The organism is Wenyingzhuangia sp. IMCC45467 (assembly GCF_054111205.1).
The window spans coordinates 3,431,715-3,451,096 of the sequence record NZ_CM134196.1; the positions used below are offsets into that span (position 1 = coordinate 3,431,715).

Annotated in this window: 15 protein-coding genes; 8 read left to right on the forward strand and 7 right to left on the reverse strand. The window is 31.4% G+C overall.

The window, feature by feature from the left end; genetic code table 11:
- Window positions 1-13 precede the first annotated feature (13 nt).
- Window positions 14-355 carry a gamma-glutamylcyclotransferase family protein gene (locus tag ACXGQT_RS14590; RefSeq protein WP_457829304.1) on the reverse strand — a complete coding sequence of 114 codons (342 nt, stop codon included), beginning with the start codon at window positions 353-355 and terminating at the stop codon, window positions 14-16.
- A gap of 111 nt (window positions 356-466) precedes the next feature.
- Window positions 467-3,055: an ATP-dependent chaperone ClpB gene (gene clpB, locus ACXGQT_RS14595; RefSeq protein WP_457829305.1), complete on the reverse strand. Its 2,589-nt coding sequence runs from the start codon at window positions 3,053-3,055 to the stop codon at window positions 467-469.
- Between the two features lie 261 nt (window positions 3,056-3,316).
- Here clpB and ytxJ point away from each other — a divergent pair, with 261 nt between their 5' ends.
- The 4 genes from ytxJ (at window position 3,317) to ACXGQT_RS14615 (ending at window position 6,760) form a co-directional block, all read left to right on the forward strand.
- Entirely contained in the window at window positions 3,317-3,688 is a 372-nt protein-coding gene (gene ytxJ, locus ACXGQT_RS14600) for a bacillithiol system redox-active protein YtxJ (RefSeq protein WP_457829306.1), read from the forward strand.
- A gap of 111 nt (window positions 3,689-3,799) precedes the next feature.
- Complete coding sequence (locus ACXGQT_RS14605; RefSeq protein ID WP_457829307.1) at window positions 3,800-4,168, forward strand: hypothetical protein; 369 nt, start codon at window positions 3,800-3,802, stop codon at window positions 4,166-4,168.
- 170 nt (window positions 4,169-4,338) lie between these two features.
- Window positions 4,339-4,698, forward strand: coding sequence for a BlaI/MecI/CopY family transcriptional regulator (locus tag ACXGQT_RS14610; RefSeq protein ID WP_457829308.1), 360 nt, complete (start codon window positions 4,339-4,341; stop codon window positions 4,696-4,698).
- Window position 4,699: 1 nt separating this feature from the next.
- Entirely contained in the window at window positions 4,700-6,760 is a 2,061-nt protein-coding gene (locus ACXGQT_RS14615; RefSeq protein WP_457829309.1) for a M56 family metallopeptidase, read from the forward strand.
- Window positions 6,761-6,846: 86 nt separating this feature from the next.
- Here the strand turns inward: ACXGQT_RS14615 and ACXGQT_RS14620 are convergent, their stop codons facing one another.
- From ACXGQT_RS14620 to ACXGQT_RS14640, 5 genes are all read right to left on the reverse strand, one after another.
- Complete coding sequence (locus tag ACXGQT_RS14620; RefSeq protein ID WP_457829310.1) at window positions 6,847-10,125, reverse strand: TonB-dependent receptor; 3,279 nt, start codon at window positions 10,123-10,125, stop codon at window positions 6,847-6,849.
- A gap of 242 nt (window positions 10,126-10,367) precedes the next feature.
- Window positions 10,368-11,012 (reverse strand): alpha/beta hydrolase, encoded by a 645-nt coding sequence (locus tag ACXGQT_RS14625; protein WP_457829311.1) that lies wholly within the window; start codon window positions 11,010-11,012, stop codon window positions 10,368-10,370.
- Window positions 11,013-12,269 (reverse strand): dihydroorotase, encoded by a 1,257-nt coding sequence (locus ACXGQT_RS14630; protein ID WP_457829312.1) that lies wholly within the window; start codon window positions 12,267-12,269, stop codon window positions 11,013-11,015.
- Between the two features lie 161 nt (window positions 12,270-12,430).
- Window positions 12,431-13,165, reverse strand: coding sequence for a 5'-methylthioadenosine/adenosylhomocysteine nucleosidase (locus ACXGQT_RS14635; RefSeq protein WP_457829313.1), 735 nt, complete (start codon window positions 13,163-13,165; stop codon window positions 12,431-12,433).
- A gap of 2 nt (window positions 13,166-13,167) precedes the next feature.
- On the reverse strand, window positions 13,168-13,836 hold the full coding sequence (locus ACXGQT_RS14640; protein WP_457829314.1) for an ABC transporter ATP-binding protein: 669 nt from the start codon (window positions 13,834-13,836) through the stop codon (window positions 13,168-13,170).
- Between the two features lie 162 nt (window positions 13,837-13,998).
- Between ACXGQT_RS14640 and sucC (ACXGQT_RS14645) the strand changes: the two genes are divergently transcribed.
- From sucC (ACXGQT_RS14645) to ACXGQT_RS14660, 4 genes are all read left to right on the forward strand, one after another.
- Complete coding sequence (sucC, locus tag ACXGQT_RS14645; protein WP_457829315.1) at window positions 13,999-15,195, forward strand: ADP-forming succinate--CoA ligase subunit beta; 1,197 nt, start codon at window positions 13,999-14,001, stop codon at window positions 15,193-15,195.
- A 191-nt stretch (window positions 15,196-15,386) separates the two neighbouring features.
- Window positions 15,387-16,583, forward strand: coding sequence for an ADP-forming succinate--CoA ligase subunit beta (sucC, locus tag ACXGQT_RS14650; RefSeq protein WP_457829316.1), 1,197 nt, complete (start codon window positions 15,387-15,389; stop codon window positions 16,581-16,583).
- Window positions 16,584-16,658: 75 nt separating this feature from the next.
- Complete coding sequence (gene gloA2 / locus ACXGQT_RS14655) at window positions 16,659-17,048, forward strand: SMU1112c/YaeR family gloxylase I-like metalloprotein (RefSeq protein ID WP_457829317.1); 390 nt, start codon at window positions 16,659-16,661, stop codon at window positions 17,046-17,048.
- A gap of 50 nt (window positions 17,049-17,098) precedes the next feature.
- On the forward strand, window positions 17,099-19,354 hold the full coding sequence (locus ACXGQT_RS14660; protein ID WP_457829318.1) for an FdhF/YdeP family oxidoreductase: 2,256 nt from the start codon (window positions 17,099-17,101) through the stop codon (window positions 19,352-19,354).
- The last annotated feature ends 28 nt before the right edge of the window (window positions 19,355-19,382 follow it).

Here is a 19,382-nt window from a genome sequence, read left to right on the forward strand (position 1 = left end):
ATTAAATATTCAGTTACTGATTGGCTACATACATCCAGCTTTTTTTACCAGAATCTAAAGTAACCTCTATTTTTTTGATGGTTTTACACTGATTGGTAAAAGCTTCTGCTTTAGCTAAATCATCCTCATTTAATTCAAAAACTGTACCTATAATTTCATCATTTGGATTGTTACTAGGTTTGGCTATAGGATGAAAATTGTTGTCCATTAATGTAACCATTTCAGGATTTACAACTTTAATATTATCAAGTTTATAGCCTTTAACAATGTCTTTTTTGCTAGGTAATGGTTTACCAAAAGTTTCTATTTGTGTTTTTTCAAATTGTAAAACCCCATATGAAAAGAATAACTTCATGCTTTTTTTTATTTAAATATAATGGTTTTGTACAGTATTAGAAAATAAGAATGTAGATAATTTTAAAACCTCTCTTTATAGTGTTGATTAAGAGAGGTTTTAATTTGTAAATTATTTATTATTAAAAAATAGTTTGTCGTCTATAGCATCTAATTCAACATGATTTTGGTTTTGAATTTTACCTGCTAAAATTTCTTTAGACAAAAGATTTAAGACTTCTTTTTGAATCACACGTTTTACAGGTCTAGCTCCAAATTCAGGATCAAAACCTTTTTTAGCTAGGGCTAATTTTGCATGTTCTGTAGCGCTTAAGGTAATTTCTTTACCAGATAACAACTTGGTTAACCCTTTTAAATGTAATTCTACAATCTGACTAATTTCATTAATGTCTAGTGGAGTAAACATAACAATTTCATCAATACGGTTAATGAATTCGGGTCTTACAATTTGTTTTAAGTTTTGTAAAACTTCTGTTTTTGCTTGTTGTGCAATTTGTTCACGTGTTTGTTTTTTAGCATTTTCAAAACGTTGCTGAATAATTTCTGCCCCCATGTTAGAAGTCATAATTATAATGGTGTTTTTAAAATCTGCTACACGACCTTTATTATCTGTTAACCTACCTTCATCTAATACTTGTAATAAAATATTAAAAGTGTCTGGATGCGCTTTTTCAATTTCGTCTAATAAAATTACAGAATAAGGTCTACGTCTTACGGCTTCTGTTAATTGTCCACCTTCATCATAACCTACATAACCAGGAGGAGCTCCCACCAATCTACTTACAGAATGACGTTCTTGATATTCACTCATATCAATACGAGTCAATGCATTTTCATCATCAAATAAATACTCGGCCAAAGCTTTTGCTAGTTCGGTTTTACCAACCCCAGTAGTTCCTAAAAACAAGAAACTTCCTAAAGGTTTTCTGGCATCTTGTAAGCCAGCTTTGGAGCGTCTTACAGCATCAGAAACAGCTTCAATGGCATCTTGTTGCCCAACCACTCTTAAGTGCAATTCATCTTCTAGTTTTAATAATTTATCAATTTCACTTTGTAACATTTTCTGTACTGGAATACCTGTCCATTTAGCCACTACTTCAGCAATATGGTCTTCGGTAACTTCTTCTTTTACTAAAGAATTGTCTTGATTTTTAGCTAATATTTCTTGGGCAGTGTCTAAACGTTCTTGGGCTTCTTTTATTTTACCATAGCGTAGCTCTGCTACCAATCCGTAATTTCCATCTCGTTCTGCTTTATCAGCTTCTAACTTATAAGTATCTATTTCATCTTTTATGGTTTGCACATTGTCTACTATTTCTTTTTCAGATTTCCATTGTGTATAAATAGCATCGCGTTGTTCTTTTATATTGGCCAATTCTTTGCGTAAGAAAGAAAGTTTCTTTTCATCATTTTCACGTTTAATGGCTTCAATTTCAATTTCCAACTGCATTACTTTTCTATCTAATACGTCTAACTCCTCTGGTTTAGAGTTAATTTCCATACGCATTTTAGCAGCAGCTTCATCCATTAAATCAATAGCTTTGTCTGGTAAAAAACGATTGGTAATATAACGCTGACTTAGTTCTACAGCAGCAATAATTGCACTGTCTTTTATTTGTACTTTGTGGTGAGCCTCATACTTTTCTTTAATTCCACGTAAAATAGAAATAGCACTTTCCGTATCAGGTTCATTCACAACTACTTTTTGGAAACGTCTTTCTAAGGCTTTGTCTTTTTCAAAATATTTTTGATATTCATCTAAAGTGGTAGCACCAATAGCTCTTAACTCACCACGAGCCAAGGCAGGTTTTAAAATATTGGCAGCATCCATAGCACCTTCACCACCACCAGCACCTACAAGGGTGTGAATTTCATCAATAAACAAAACAATGTCTCCTTCGGCAGAAGTAACTTCTTTTACTACAGATTTTAAACGTTCTTCAAACTCTCCCTTGTATTTAGCACCAGCAATTAAGGCACCCATATCTAAAGAAAAAACTTGTTTGTCTTTTAGGTTTTCTGGTACATCACCTTTTACAATTCTGTGAGCTAAACCTTCAGCAATGGCAGTTTTACCAACTCCAGGTTCACCAATTAACATTGGATTGTTTTTAGTTCTACGAGATAGAATTTGTAGAATTCTACGAATCTCCTCATCACGACCAATTACAGGATCTAATTTCCCTGTGCTTGCTAATTTATTTAAATCTTTAGCATATTTGTTTAAAGAATTATAGGTTTCTTCGGCACTTTGTGAGGTTACTTTTTGACCTTTTCTAATTTCATCAATGGCTGCTTTTAGCCCTTTTTCTGTTACACCTTGGTCTTTTAAAAGTTGACTTACTGTGTCTTTATTATTTAATAGTGCTAATAATAAATGCTCAATAGACACATATTCGTCATCCATTTTTTTAGCAATATTACTCGCATCTGTTAATGTTTTAGCAGATGTACTAGATAATCCAATTTGTCCGCCAGTTACTTTAGGAAAACTCTCTAAAGTTTTGTTTAATATTTGGGGAAGAATATCAATATTAACTTGTAGTTTTTTTAAAATAAACGGAGTTACATGTTCATCTACTTCTAAAATGGCTTTTAGTAGGTGAGTATTTTCTATTTGTTGATGTCCTAATCCTTGTGCAATTTGTTGTGCTTGTTGTACAACCTCTTGCGATTTTATGGTATAATTGTTAAAATTCATAATAGCTTAATTTGGGTTGATATTTTTCTCAATTTTTTTATTTGATAAGGTATAGTCAAAACATATTCCTTTTCTTAAAAGCTGATAAAATGTCTGCTAATAAGACTTTTTGTCTGTGTAATTGGTTGGTTTTTAGTGAATAGATGATTTTTTGACAGCGTTTTATATACTGTAAGACTTATAAAATAGAATCGACTTTAAAGAAATATGAAATCAACAGATAAACAAGTATTTTAGCAAACTAAATTATAAAGAAAACAAATGGGATTATTAGATAGCTTTTTAGGAAAAAACAAAGAAGAAAAAAAGGATACAAACTCTGTAAATTGGATACCCTTAACAAATATAAATCAGTTAGATGAAGTGATAGCATCATCAAAAACAAATAAAGTTGTTGTTTTTAAACATAGTACACGTTGTAGTATTAGTACTAGTGTGTTAAATAAGTTTGAAAAGCAAATAGGGGAAGGGTATAAATTATACTTTTTAGATTTAATTAGGTTTAGAGATATTTCTAATGAAATTGCTAGTAGGTTTAATGTTGTTCATCAATCTCCACAAGCTATTTTTATAGAAAATGAAAAAGTAGTACAACACGATTCTCATTACGGAATATTAGAGTTATCTTTTTAAAGTTTAGTACAATGTTAATAAAAACGCTCTAATGTTAAATTAATGTTAAATTAGTGTTGCTTGAATGTAAAATGTTTTGTAAATTTGAGATATCAACATAAAACAATTATTATGAAAGCATTCACAATTATATTATCATTATTTGTAGGAGTATTTACCTACGCACAAAACGACGTAAAAATAGTAAAAGAAGGAGATTTTTATAAAGTAACATATTTTCATGAAAATGGAAAAGTTGCTCAAACAGGTTTTATAGATGCAGATAAAAAAATGCAAGGAACTTGGGTTTCTTATACTACCAAAGGAGTTAAAAAATCTACTGGAGAATACAAAGACGGTAAAAAAACTGGAACTTGGTATTTTGGAGAAAACAAAACAATGGTTACACAGGTAGATTATGGAACTGATTATAGAGTAGCTAGTGTTTACCAATTAAAGTCTGATAAATCTCAGTTAGCAGATACTGATATGGAAGAGTAAAAAATAAACGTTATGTTTTAAAAGACCGTCTGATTAGACGGTCTTTTTTTTTGCTTTTTTTTTTAATTCTATTTATATAAACTGGTTTTTTAGTTAACAAACTATTTTTTTAGTTGTATAACTATAAAAATAGTTGTAGTTTTGGTTGTAAGGATAAAAAAGAATAAAATATGGAAAAGTTAACAAACAAAGAGGAAGAGGTAATGCATGTAATATGGAAGTTAGAAAAAGCTTTTGTAAAAGATGTGTTGGAAGAAATTAAAGGGGATAAGCCACATTATAATACTTTATCAACCATGGTAAGGAATTTAGAAGAAAAAGGATATGTGGGGCATCATGCTTATGGAAAAACGCATCAATATTTTCCTATTGTTAAAAAAGAAGATTATAGAAAACAATTTATGAATCAGGCAATAGACAACTATTTTAACAATTCATATAAAAACATGGTTTCCTTTTTTGCTAAAGAAGAAAAAATTAGTGTTGATGAGTTAAAAGAGATTATAGCCATTATTGAAAATAAAAAATAGCATGGAATATTTTTTAAAAGTAAGCGGTCTTATTATAGTTTTTTATTTGGTTTACAAAACATTGTTACAAAAACTCACTTTTTATAGTATTAATAGGTGGTTTTTAATTGCAGGAATTATAGTGTCTTTTACTTTTCCGTTAATTGTAATTCCTATATATCAGGAATATACTTCTTTGGAATTACCAGTTACAATGTTTAACAATACTCAGGGAATGCCTATTACAACTGAAGTACAAGAACCTTTTGATATTTTAGATTATGTATGGATTTTATATGCTTCAGGAGTTTCTTTTTTTGCAATTCGATTTTTACTTAGGTTACTTTCTTTAGCAAGAGTGATAAAGAGAGATAAAAAACATAAAAAAGATGGATTTGTTTTTATAGAAACTACAGCAGAGCAATCGCCTTTTTCATTTTTTAAATGGATTGTTTACAATGCTAATCAGTATAATGAAATTGAATTGTCTCAAATTATAGCGCATGAAAAAGTTCATGCTAAGCAATATCATTCTATTGATATTTTATTTGTGGAAATTTCTTGTATTGTCCTTTGGTTTCATCCTTTTATATGGTTGTATAATAAAAGCATTAAACAAAATTTAGAGTTTTTGGCAGATAAATATGCCATTCATCAAATTGAAAATAGAAAAAGTTATCAATATACCTTATTAAAAGCGAGTGTTTCTAAGCATCAAATGGCTTTAAGCAATCACTTTTATAATTCATTAATCAAAAAAAGAATTGCTATGATCCAAAAATCAAAATCAAAAAAAATCAATTTATTAAAGTACGCTTTGGTTATTCCTGTGTTGACTTTGTTTTTAATGAGTTTTAATACCGAAGAAGTTTATGTGAAGAAAACTCAAGAAGGAGATGTTTTTGAAATTTTTATTCAAAAAAACACTTCGGATAATGAATTAGATAACTATATAACTCTATTTAAAAATAAATTTGATAAGGATCTTTCCTTCAAAGACGTACAAAGAAATCATAATAAAACTATTAAAAAAATTACTGTTGAGATATTATTTTCTGATGATTCGAAATTTACCACTACACAAAAACATAGAGAAGGAGAAACTGCAATTAGAGATTTTATTGTCAAGTATGATCCTATAAACAAAATTATTGATGCAGGAGATGCTGAACGAATAAATCATAAAGAATCACAAAAATATAGTAATGACAAATCAATGATTGTCATAGAAAAAGTAGAAGGTTCTCTTTCTGAAACTGTTGATAAGCTTGTTGAAAATACTCCTGGATACGGAAAAGGTTCTAACCCTTTATACGTAGTAGATAATTTTTTACAAAATAGACAAACAATATTGCATATTCCTAACCATCAGGTAAAAGCAATTGCAATCATTAAAAAAGAATTTATAGAGGAAAGGTATGGAAAAGGAGCTGTTGAATCTGGTGTTGTACAAATCGTAACTACTCGATCACAAAACCCTTTAGTTCAAGGGGTTAAAATTAAAAAATCTGCAAAAACAACATTACCTAAAGGAGTTCTTTATTATGTTGATAAAAAACAAGTGTCAAAAAAAGAGTTTGAAAAAATAAAACCAGATGATATTTATAAAGTGGATGTTTTAAAAGGGAAATCAGCTATAGAAAAATATGGAGATAAAGGAAAATATGATGTTGTGGAGATTATTACAAAGAAGGATAAAGGAATAAGTGTACATTTTTCAGATGTAAAAGAGGTATACGGTTCAGATGCTAATAAAGAAGTTTTATATTATAATTTGAATTCAAATGAAGTAAAATTAGAAAAGATTCCTTTTCCTAAAGGAGTTCTTTTATATGTAGATGGTAAAAATGTTTCTAAAAAAGAGTTTGAAAAAATAGATCCTAATAATATTTATAGTATCTCAGTTTTAAAAGATAAACAAGCCATTGATAAATATGGAGACAAAGCAAATAATGGTGTAGTGGAAGTAATTACAACAGGAAATGAACAAATTAAAACGAAATCTAAAAACTCATTATCTAAAATAAAAGTTATAGAATACGGTAAAAAAAGAGATACCGTTCATCATACTGTAAATTTTTAAAATACTTTAAAAGGTGTTGTAAACAAAAAAACGCTCAACATTTGTTGAGCGTTTTTTTATTTAAGTAATCTTAAAAAGCGTACTAACTAGAAAGAGTATTTAGCTCCAATTTGTAGTTTCCAAGTGTTTCCAAAATAGCTATCATAATCATAAGTAGTAGTTGGGTATTCTCCATCTACCTGATTAAATGAATAAGAAGGAACGTTGTTGGCATCTTTTCCTTCGTATCTTAAAATTTGTCCGTTGTTAGAAATACTATTGTTTTTCTCAACTCCCCATTTAGAATTTAACATGTTCCCCACGTTTATAATATCAAAAGTAAGTTGTAAAGTGTTTTTAGTTTCTCCAACATTAAAATAATACTCACGAGCCAATCTTAAATCAAAGTTATGTACCCAAGGGCTACGAGCAGCATTCGCTTCTGCATATTTTCCTTTGTTTGCTTTTAAGTAATCATCTTGTTCCATAAAGTTAAAGAATGCATCTTCATCAGCAGCACTAATAAAATTAATGTCTCCTCTTTCTTTAGGAATGTAAATTAAGTCTGTAGAAACTCCATCACCATTCATGTCATTAGAATAAGTAAAGCTATATCCTTCTGGAGAAGAACCTGAGTAAAACAAGTTAAAAAATGTAGCAGATTTTAATTCATTCGTAGCCCAAGGAATTTTGTAAGATACAGAACCTATTACTCTGTTTGGCACTACATATTGAGAACGTTGTAACTCTGGTAAATGTGGTCCATTAACAGCATCTAAACCAGAATATGCAGAAAATGCATTACTACCTGGCATTCCAGAAATCTCTTTAGATTCAGTGTAAGTATAAGCTGCCATTAAGTTTAAGTCTTTTACAGGTTGTGCATTTACACTAATGTTACCAATAGCTCCCCAACCTTCGTTTGTGTTAGATAATACATAAGCATCTTTTGACGTGTAAGTAATGTCTGCAGGATAAATATATCTATTATCTGCACCTGAAAAACGTTCCCATGTAGCATCTGGTTGCATTAGGTTATAGTTTTTAAGCATTACCCCATTAATGGTTTTTGTGTAAATACCTTCTACAGTTACTTGCATAGGGAAAGAAGTGGGGGCTTGATAATCAAAAGCCAAAGATGTTTTCCATACCTGTGGCATTTTAAAGTCTGTAGCTACTGCATTTACGTCACTTGGTAAAACTCCATCCTCTGGAGTAATGGTATTTGGTAAGTTTAATCTACTTATCATTTCATCAACATCCGTAATCATAGGTCCTGCTAAACCAGCTAAGGCAGGGTCTACAGAACTTACAGATCCATCAGCATTGTACCTTGTATTAGCTTGGTAGCTTCCTTGTACCATTCCAGAGTTGGTTGGCATGTTGGTAAAGAATACCAATGGTAATCTACCTGTAAAGATTCCTGTTCCTCCACGTAATTTCATAGAATGATCTCCTTTTACGTCCCAAGAAAAACCAACTCTAGGTGAAATTTGTACATTAGCATCTGGCCATTTTCCTGTATCTATATTTGTACCGTTGTAGTCTAAATTGTAAATAGCGTTGTTTCTAATTAAATCATCCTTATATTTTAAATAATCTGCACGAACTCCGTAAGATAATTTAAAGTTTTTATTAATGTTCCATTCATCTTGTAAGTACACTCCTAATTGTGTAAAGTTAACTTCTGCATTTGGATTTTTTTCACCATCATATCCATAAGTCAATGCAAAATCTCTTGGAGCCGCTTGGTTTAAGAAATCGTCTATACTAGCATATCTATAATAACCAGTACCATTTCTCATATAAGAGTTGTTTGCCAATTGGTGCTCAAAGCTAACTCCAGCAGTAATAGTGTGGTTGTCTAAATAATACGTTAAGTTGTTAATAGCTGTAAAAGTATTGTTGTTAACAGCATTGTTCCATGTAAAAAGTTCGTAACCAGCAGACATATAAGGTTCGTCAATTTGATTTCCAGAACCATCAAGACCATTCATAATATCAATAAATGGAAAAGGTGATGAGTTACTACCACGTGCATCTTGTATTTTAGAATAAGTAGTTAAAAATTGATTAGACAATTTGTCTGAAATTCTACTATTTAAATCTAAAGAGAAAGAACTTACAATGTTGTCCATTGAGTAAATTGAGTTAGAGAAAGCCATAGAATTAGCAGAAATACGATCCATAGCTCTGTTACGAGAACCTGCATTGTTAGAGTTTCCGTTGGTAGGATTCCATCCTTGGTTTTTAACGTAGTTGTATCTAAAACTTAATTTATGATCGTCATTGATGTTCCAGTCAATACGAGCTAATAATTTTTTGTTGGTTTCATCAGCAGGGTAATCAGTGTATGATCCTGGGTTGTAACCATAATTGTCTAGTAAGTGTTGTTTTACTCTTTCCATATCTGCCACACTAGTACGAGATAAGTATTGGTCAAGATTGGCTACACCGTCTTCTGATGGTCTCCAGTTCACTACTTGTCCTGGCTCTACAACTGATTCTGCATTTACAAAAAAGAACAATTTGTTTTTAATAATTGGACCTCCTAAAGTTACCCCAACAGTTTTGGTAGATTCTTCATTACGTTCTCCAAGATCCATTTCGTTAATTCTGTTACCACGCATTTCTTGGTTGTTGTAAAAACCATACACAGATCCTTTGAACTTGTTTGTTCCAGATTTTGTAATAGCGTTTATTCCCCCTCCAATAAAGTTGGTTTGACGAACATCAAAAGGAGAAACAACTACTTGAATTTCTTCTATAGCGTTGATAGAAATAGGATTTCCACCTCCTGGTAAACTAGAACTTAATCCAAAGTTGTTGTTAAAGTTAGCTCCATCAACAGTAAAGTTTGTAGAACGACCATCTCCACCAGCCATACTCATTCCGTTAGCATATGGTGATATACGAGCAATGTCTGAAATACTTCTATTAATGGTTGGCATAGAAGATATTTGTTCGTTAGAAATATTAGTAGTTGCACCTGTTTTGTCAGTAGAAAATTTAGATCTTCTAGCAGAGATAACTACTTCATCTAAAGACACATTCTCTTCTGTTAAAACAACGTTGTGTGAATACGCTGCCCCTAAACCGATGGTAATATTACTGGTTGTATTTTTTCCGTATCCTATATAAGATACTTCTATCGTGTAAGGTCCACCTACACGCATACCTGGTAAGTTGTAACGACCTTCTTCATTAGTTACCCCTCCATACACGGTACCAGAAGGTGTATGAGTTGCGATTACTGTAGCACCCATTATAGTTCCTTGAGCATCTGTAACTCTACCATTTATGCTAGAAGTAGTTACTTGAGCTGTTATTTCTGAAGTGAATAATATCACTAAAGAAATTAATAAAAGTTGAAATGTTTTTGTCATAATTATTAATTGATATTGTGCTGATTGTTATTGAGTTGTAAGATTACATACTTATTCAATCAATGATATTAATTAATAGTTAATAAAACTCTAATTTATAGATAGATAGGGTTCTTTTATTAATAGAAGGTAGTAGAAATATCTTTTAAGAAATGTGTGTTTTTGGGTTAAGTTTTTGTAAATGTTTTAAAGGTATTGTCAATAAAAAACGCTCAACTTAAGTTGAGCGTTTTTTATTGAGGTTATATTCGTTTTAAAATCCAATCCTTAAAGTCGTAAAAATTATTGGGGTGAATTCCGTGTCCTACCGGATATTCTTTATAAGTATTGTCAATGCCCAAAGAAGTTAAAAACTCAGGTGCTTTTTTAGCCCAATCAATTGGAATTACCTGATCAACAGTTCCGTGAGAAATAAAATAATCTACTTTGTTTTTAATTGGTTTTTCTATTAAAAAATCGTGATTAAAATATCCGCTTAAAGCGACTACATGTTGTACTTTTTCTGGAAATGTAAAAGAAAAAGCATAACTTAAAATAGCTCCTTGACTAAATCCTGTTAAAAAAATGTTATGGGTATCTACGTTATATTTTTCTATAATTTCCTCTAAAAAAATATTCAATTTCTGAACAGAATCTTTTCCTTCATCAGGATCAGAAAATTTATTTTCATCAGCATCAAAAGTAATGCTGTACCATGCATATCCTCCAAAGGGTAATGCTATTGGAGCTTGTACACTTATTACCAAGGCTTGTTGTGGTAATTCGCTAGCAAAAGAAAATAAATCTTCTTTATTACTTCCGTATCCGTGAATGAGTAAAATTAAAGGTGTTTTGTCTGTTTTTACACTAGGTTCTTGCACCAAGTATTCTAAAGATAAATCTGTCATTTAAGCCAAGGTTAAAATTCCGTTATTGTAAGTTCCATAAACTTTACCAGTAGTTTTTTTACCTAAATATGCACTATTTGTTGAGGTAGATAAAATATTATTTAAGGTAAAAGTTCCTGTTCCTTGTGTTGTAAATAAACTTAAGTTGGCCTTTTCTCCTACATTAATTGTAGAGGTTTTTAGTCCAAAAATGGTTTGAGGGGTGGTTGTTAATTTTTCAATGATAAGTTCTAAATCTAGTATTTCTTGTAAGCTCACAAATAAACTTTCTAAACCAATACTACCATCTAAAGCCAAATTAAACTCAAGTTTTTTGTTTTCTATATCTATAGGATCGTGATCAGAGGTAATAAAATCTATGGTTCCTTCTTTTAATCCTTTTATTAAAGCATCTACATCACTTTGAGTTCTAAGTGGAGGAGTAATTTTATAATTAGCATCAAAACTTTTTAATTCTTCGTCAGTAATGGTTAGGTGATCTGCACTTACACTACAAGTTATTTGTAAACCTTTTGCTTTTGCTTCTTTAATAAGCGTTACCGATTTTGCCGTACTAATGGTTGGAATATGAAGTTTTCCACCAGTATATTCTAGTAAAAATAAATCTCTACTTACTTGTAGTTCTTCTGCCAAGGAAGGAATTCCTTTTAATCCCAAGCGAGTACTGTTAATACCTTCGTTTACAATTCCTTCTCCAGCAATGTTACAGTTGTTAGGGTAGCTCATTACCAATCCGCCAAAACTTTGTGTGTATTGTAAAGCAATTTTAACCAAATTGGCATTTTTAATTCCTTTTTTGTAATCATTAAAAGCTATAGCACCTGCTTGTTGCATGTCATATAACTCTGCAATTTCAGTTCCTTCGCTATTTTTAGTTAAGCTACCTATGGGGTAAATGGTTACGGAGCTACCTGTTGCTTTGGTTTTTAAATAATTTACCATGGATTTAGAATCTGTAAAAGGATAGCAGTTTGAGTTTAATCCAATTTGTGTAAATCCACTTTTTGCAGCAACCTGTATTCCATTTTCAATAGTTTCTCTGTCTTCATATCCTGGCTCACCAAAACTTACACTAGCATCAAACCATCCGTTAGAAATAGTTAAGTTTTCTAGATTGATTTCATCGCAATTTTGGGGACAATTAATAGAGTTGTCTATTTTAGAAATAAGACCATTTTCTATTAAAACATCAACAGTTTTTTTATGATGCGTGCTTTTAGGGTCAAAAACGGTAGCCGATTTTAATAATATATTCATGCTGTTTGCTTAATCAAAAAATTGGAAAATAAGAATTGAATTGCCCTAGAAATAGGGAAATAAACAAAATTGCTCATTGGAGCTGACTGGTATTTCGCGTAAAGATGTTTAGCGTTATTCGTCATTGTATCAAGGATTGGTCAAAGATACAGAAACTATGCTTAACTGCAATAATTTTCTAGAATCCCTTTTGCATACTTGCTGGCAATTAATTTTGTAAAAGCAGGAAAATCTATATGTGCACTCTGGTTTGCCTTGTCTGATATAATTCTAATAATAGAAAAGGGAATTTTATATTCTTCGCAAACTTGTGCTACAGCAGCACCTTCCATTTCTACACATTGTAGATTAGGAATATCGTTTTGTAATTGTTTTAGTTTGATGTTACTATTAATAAACTCATCACCACTAGCTATTAATCCTTTAATTACTTTGGGTTTGTCTATATTAAATTGTTGGGCTTCTTTAGAAGAAATATAATCGTAATATTGATGGTTAAACTCTTGAACACAGTCAAAAAGTTTATCATCATTGGTTGTTGTAATAGTTGATTTTCCTAATAATGGAATTTCAAACTTTGGAAATAGAGGAGAGGCATCCATATCATGCTGAAGTAAAGAAGTACCATACACTATGTCTCCTATATTTAGTAGTGGGTTGATGGCTCCAGCTACACCAGAAAAAATAATTTGTGATACATGAAACGTGCTAATTAACTCTGTAGTGGTTATGGCAGCAGCAACTTTACCCCATTTAGAAAAAACAATGACTACTTTTTGGTTGGTAATATTTCCTGTATAGTAAGTTCTATTTCCTATAATTTTTGTTTTTTTATCTTGTAAAAGATCTAGGAGTTCTGACAACTCATCGTGCATAGCACTAATAATTCCAATCATGTTTATTCATTTAAGAGATATCCATCTCTCATGGTTAATTTTCTGTCAGCCATATTGGCTAATTTTTCGTTGTGAGTAACAATCACAAAAGTTTGATTAAATTTATCTCTTAGTTCAAAAAATAAATCGTGTAAGTTAGCTGCACTTTCGGTATCTAAATTTCCACTTGGTTCATCAGCAAAAACAATAGCGGGTTGGTTTATTAAAGCTCTAGCCACAGCAACACGTTGTTGTTCTCCTCCAGAAAGTTGATTTGGTTTGCGTTCTGCTTTGTCCTTAATTCCTAAAAAATCTAATAACTCTAGGGCACGTTCTTTTATAATGTCGTTTTTTTTATGCCCCCCAATATAAGCAGGAATGCATACATTTTCTATGGCAGTAAATTCAGGTAATAATTGATGAAACTGAAATACAAACCCTATCTGTTCATTTCTAAATTCAGAAATTTTTCGATCATTTAGCTTTGTAGGAGATATACTATTAATAGACAATTCGCTGTTTTCAATTTCGTCAGGCTTGTCTAAAGTGCTTAATATTTGCAAGAGTGTTGTTTTTCCTGCCCCAGATGGACCTACAATAGCAACTACTTCGGCTTTTTTAATGTGTAAATCTATCCCTTTAAGAACAAGATTGTTGTTAAAGGTTTTTTGAATGTTTTTTGCAGTTATCATAATACGTAGAAAGTAACCAAACGAAAGTACTAAAAAAGTTACGATTCTGGCTTTTTTGTTAAATACTTATTTTTTAGGGAAAAATCTCGTTAGAATGAGGGAGTTAGTAAATGGTTATTTATACTTTTGATTTTATTACACATAATTTTAAGAGAAAGTTTTATGAATTTACACGAATTTCAAGGGAAAGAAATTTTAAAGAGTTTTGGAGTAAAAGTACCAATGGAGCTTGTTGCTACAACACCTGAAGAAGCGTTAGAAGCTGCAAATAAAATTCATGCAGAAAAAGGTTGTACCGTTTTTGCAGTTAAAGCACAAATACACGCAGGTGGACGTGGTAAAGGAGGTGGTGTAAAAATCGCTAAATCTATCGAAGAAGTTAAAATGTATGCTGAGCAAATCATTGGAATGATGTTGGTAACACCTCAAACTTCTGCCGAAGGAAAAGAAGTACATCAAGTACTAATTTCTGAGAATGTATATTATGATGGACCTTCTAAACCAGAAGAGTACTATATGTCTGTTTTATTAAACAGAGCTACAGGTAAAAATATGATTATGTATTCTCCAGAAGGAGGAATGGATATTGAAGCGGTTGCCGAAGCAACACCTGAATTAATTTTTACTGAAGAAATTGATCCAGCTACAGGAATTTTACCTTTTCAAGCACGTAAAATTGCTTTTAATTTAGGGTTGTCTGGAGCTGCTTTTAAAGATATGACCAAATTTGCAATGGCTTTGTACAAAGCTTATGAAGGATCTGATTCTTCTTTGTTTGAAATTAATCCAGTATTTAAAACTGCAGATGATCAAATTTTAGCAGTAGATGCTAAAGTTTCTTTAGATGAAAATGCTTTGTATCGTCATAAAGATTATGTAGAGTATAGAGATATTCGTGAAGAACATCCAACAGAAGTAGAAGCAAAAGCGGCAGGTTTAAACTACGTTGCTTTAGACGGAAACGTAGGATGTATGGTAAACGGAGCAGGATTGGCAATGGGAACCATGGATTTAATTAAACAAGCAGGTGGTGACCCAGCAAACTTTTTAGATGTTGGAGGAACTGCAGATGCCAAAAGAGTTGAGGTTGCTTTTAGAATTATATTAAAAGATCCTAATGTAAAAGCAATTTTAGTAAATATTTTTGGAGGTATTGTTCGTTGTGATCGTGTAGCACAAGGAGTTGTAGATGCTTATAAAAATATGGGAGATAGCATTAATGTACCAATTATTGTACGTTTACAAGGAACAAATGCTGTAGAGGCAAAAGCTTTGATTGATGCAGAAGAAGGATTGAATGTAATATCAGCTACAGAATTCCAAGAAGCAGCAGAGAAAGTACAAGAAGTATTGGCATAAATATTTAATACTTTACAATAGTATTTAAAAACCAATTTCATTTATTTGAAATTGGTTTTTTTGTTTAAAATGATGGTATTTACGGCTATAGAAAACGTTTTAGATAATTTTAAATAAAAATGATATTTTTTGTAAATAAAATATTTAGTATGATTACTTTTACCGCGATTATAAAAAACTTATAAAATAAAATGAACTTACACGAATATCAAGGAAAAGAGATTTTAAGTAGTTTTGGAGTTAGAGTACAAAGAGGAATTGTAGCTCAAAATCCTGACGAAGCTGTTGCTGCTGCAAAAGAATTGACAGAACAAACTGGAACAAGTTGGTATGTAGTTAAAGCTCAAGTTCACGCAGGTGGACGTGGTAAAGGTGGTGGGGTAAAACTTGCTAAAAATTTAGACGAAGTAAAATCAATTTCTAATGATATAATTGGAATGATGTTGATTACACCTCAAACTTCTGCTGAAGGTAAATTGGTAAATCAAGTATTGATTGCCGAAGATGTATATTATCCAGGTGAGAGTAAAACTGAAGAGTTTTATGTTTCTGTTTTGTTAAACAGAGCTACAGGTAAAAATATGGTAATGTATTCTCCAGAAGGAGGAATGGATATTGAAGAGGTTGCTGAAAAAACACCTGAGTTAATTTTTACTGAAGAAATTGATCCAGGAACAGGAATTTTACCTTTTCAAGCACGTAAAATTGCTTTTAATTTAGGTTTGTCAGGAAATGCTTTTAAAGAAATGACAAAATTCATTATGTCTTTATATAAAGCTTATGAAAGTTCAGATTCAGCTATGTTTGAAATCAACCCAGTGTTAAAAACATCTGATGATAAAATTTTAGCAGTAGATGCTAAAGTTTCTTTAGATGAAAATGCTTTGTATCGTCATAAAGATTATTTAGAGTATAGAGATATTCGTGAAGAACATCCAACAGAAGTAGAAGCAAAAGCAGCAGGATTAAACTACGTTGCTTTAGACGGAAACGTAGGTTGTATGGTAAACGGAGCAGGATTGGCAATGGGAACCATGGATTTAATTAAGCAAGCGGGTGGAGAGCCAGCAAACTTTTTAGATGTTGGAGGAACTGCAGATGCCAAAAGAGTTGAGGTTGCTTTTAGAATTATATTAAAAGATCCTAATGTAAAAGCAATTTTAGTAAATATTTTTGGAGGTATTGTTCGTTGTGATCGTGTAGCACAAGGAGTTGTAGATGCTTATAAAAATATGGGAGATAGCATTAATGTACCAATTATTGTACGTTTACAAGGAACAAATGCTGTAGAGGCAAAAGCTTTGATTGATGCAGAAGAAGGATTAAATGTAATATCAGCTACAGAATTCCAAGAAGCAGCAGAAAAAGTGCAAGAAGTATTGTCTTAAATATATTTTAAGAATGCTAAGATATTTAAAACCTCTGTGAATGTTCACAGAGGTTTTTTTATGAAATAAATAATTATGATTTCTTTAAATAAAATTCATCATATTGCCATTATTTGTGGTAATTACCAAGAGTCTAAACAGTTTTATACAGAGGTTTTAGGACTTACAATTCAGCAAGAAGTTTATAGAAAAGAAAGAGATTCTTATAAACTAGATCTTTGTTTACATGGAGTGTATATCATAGAATTGTTTTCTTTTCCAAATTCACCTAAAAGAGTTTCACGACCAGAAGCCATGGGGCTTAGACATCTTGCTTTTGAGGTTACCGATATAGAAGAAAGTGTATTAGAGTTAGAAAATAAAAATGTTATTGTTGAACCTATTAGAATAGATGAACTCACCCATAAAAAGTTCACTTTCTTTTCGGATCCCGATGGGTTGCCTATAGAAATTTATGAAGCTTAATTTTTAAGCTAGCCATTGTATTTCTATCTTTAAGCAATCAACAGAATATTATGAGTCAGGACAAAAATCTTATTATAGATTCTCAATCAAAAAGTGCAGCAGGAGTTAAAGCAGTGTATGTTTCTTTACAACAAATTCTAAGTAGAATGTCTGTAAAGAATGCTTTTAAGGTGTTGAGTAAATTAAATCAAAAAGATGGAATTGATTGCCCAGGTTGTGCTTGGCCAGACCCTATGCATAGATCTAAATTGGGAGAGTTTTGCGAAAATGGAGTAAAAGCTATTGCCGAAGAAGCAATGGAAAATAGAGTAGATCCAAAGTTTTTTTTAAAATATTCAGTAAAAGAATTACAACAACAAAGTGATTATTGGTTGGGACAACAAGGTAGGTTAACCCATCCAATGATATTAAATGAAAATGAAACTCATTACACTTCTATTTCTTGGGAGGAAGCTAATAATATTATTGGACAAGAGCTAAATGCACTTAGTAATCCTAATGAAGCAGCTTTCTATACTTCTGGTAGAACTAGTAATGAAGCTGCCTTTTTATATCAATTTTTTGTAAGAATGTACGGAACAAACAATTTACCCGATTGTTCTAACATGTGTCATGAATCAAGTGGAGTAGCATTATCCAAAACCTTAGGAATAGGTAAAGGATCTGTTACTTTAGAGGATTTATATAAATCAGAATTGATTATCATTTTTGGTCAAAACCCAGCCACCAACCATCCAAGAATGCTGGCTTCTTTAGAAAAAGCAAAGAAAAATGGAGCAAAAATAGTTGCTATTAATCCTCTAAAAGAAGCAGGATTCATCAATTTTAAAAATCCTCAGAATGTAAAAGGGGTTATTGGTGGTGGAACAGATATTGCTGACTTGTATCTTCAAATTAAAATAAATGAAGATGTAGCTTTGTTAAAAGCTATAATGATTAAACTGTTTCAATTATCAGAAAAAAATCCTGAGATTTTAGATCAAGAATTTATCCATCAAAAAACTGCTGGGTTTGATGAATTTAAAGAAGAATTATTATCGCATAATCTAGAAAACCTAATCAATAGAACAGGGTTGTCTATTCAAGAAATAGATACTTTAGTTGAGTTAATTGCTCAAAGAAAAAAAATTATTACTTGTTGGGGAATGGGATTAACACAGCATGTAAATGGTGTAGATAACATTCAGGAGGTAGTGAACCTTTTATTAATAAAAGGAAGTATTGGAAAAGAAGGTGCAGGAACTTGTCCTGTTCGTGGACATAGTAATGTACAAGGAGATAGAACTATGGGAATTGCCGAAAAACCTTCTAAAGAATTATTAGATAAAATAGCAGAAAACTTTGGCTTTACCCCTCCAAAAGAACACGGGTATTCTGTGGTGGATGCTATTACAGCCATGTATCACAACAAAGTAAAAGTTTTTATAGGAATGGGCGGTAATTTTTTATCTGCAGCCCCAGACACCTATTACACAACAGAAGCATTACAGAATTGTAATTTAACAGTACATATATCTACCAAATTAAACCGATCTCATTTAACGCCAGGAAAAACAGCTTTAATTCTTCCATCTATGGGAAGAACCGATAAGTATATAAAAAATGGAAAGGCACAATTTGTAACGGTAGAAAATTCTATGGGAGTGGTTCATAGCAGTAAAGGAGCTTTAACACCACCTTCTGAATTTGTAGAAAGCGAACCTGTAATTGTGGCTAATATTGCCAAAGCAACCTTAAAATCAAACAAAGTTGATTGGGATTTTTTAACAGAAGATTATAATAACATTAGAGATTTAATAGCCAGAACAATTAATGGATTTGAAAATTATAACGAACGTGTAAAACAACCTATAGGATTTGAATTACCAAATGGGGCAAGAACTGGGAATTTTACTACTCCTAACAAAAAAGCAAATTTCTCTATTAATAAATTAAGTGATATTACTTTAGATTCTGATGACTTTATTATGATGACCACTCGTAGTCACGATCAATTTAATACCACTATTTACGGTTTAGACGATCGTTATAGAGGAGTATATAATGGTAGAATGGTTGTTTTTATGAATCCCGAAGATGTACAAAAATTAGGTTTACAAAAAGGAGAAAAAATATCATTATATAACAACTACAACAATATAAAACGTGAAGTAAATGGTTTTAGTATTGTACCCTATAATATTCCAAAAGGATGTGTGGCTACTTATTATCCAGAGTCTAATCCTTTGGTTCCTATTGAATTAAGAGCACGTTTAAGTCACACTCCATCATCAAAATCTGTAAAAGTTAAAATAAAAAAGAGTTAAAAACTACGGAAAAACTCAGTTCTTGTTT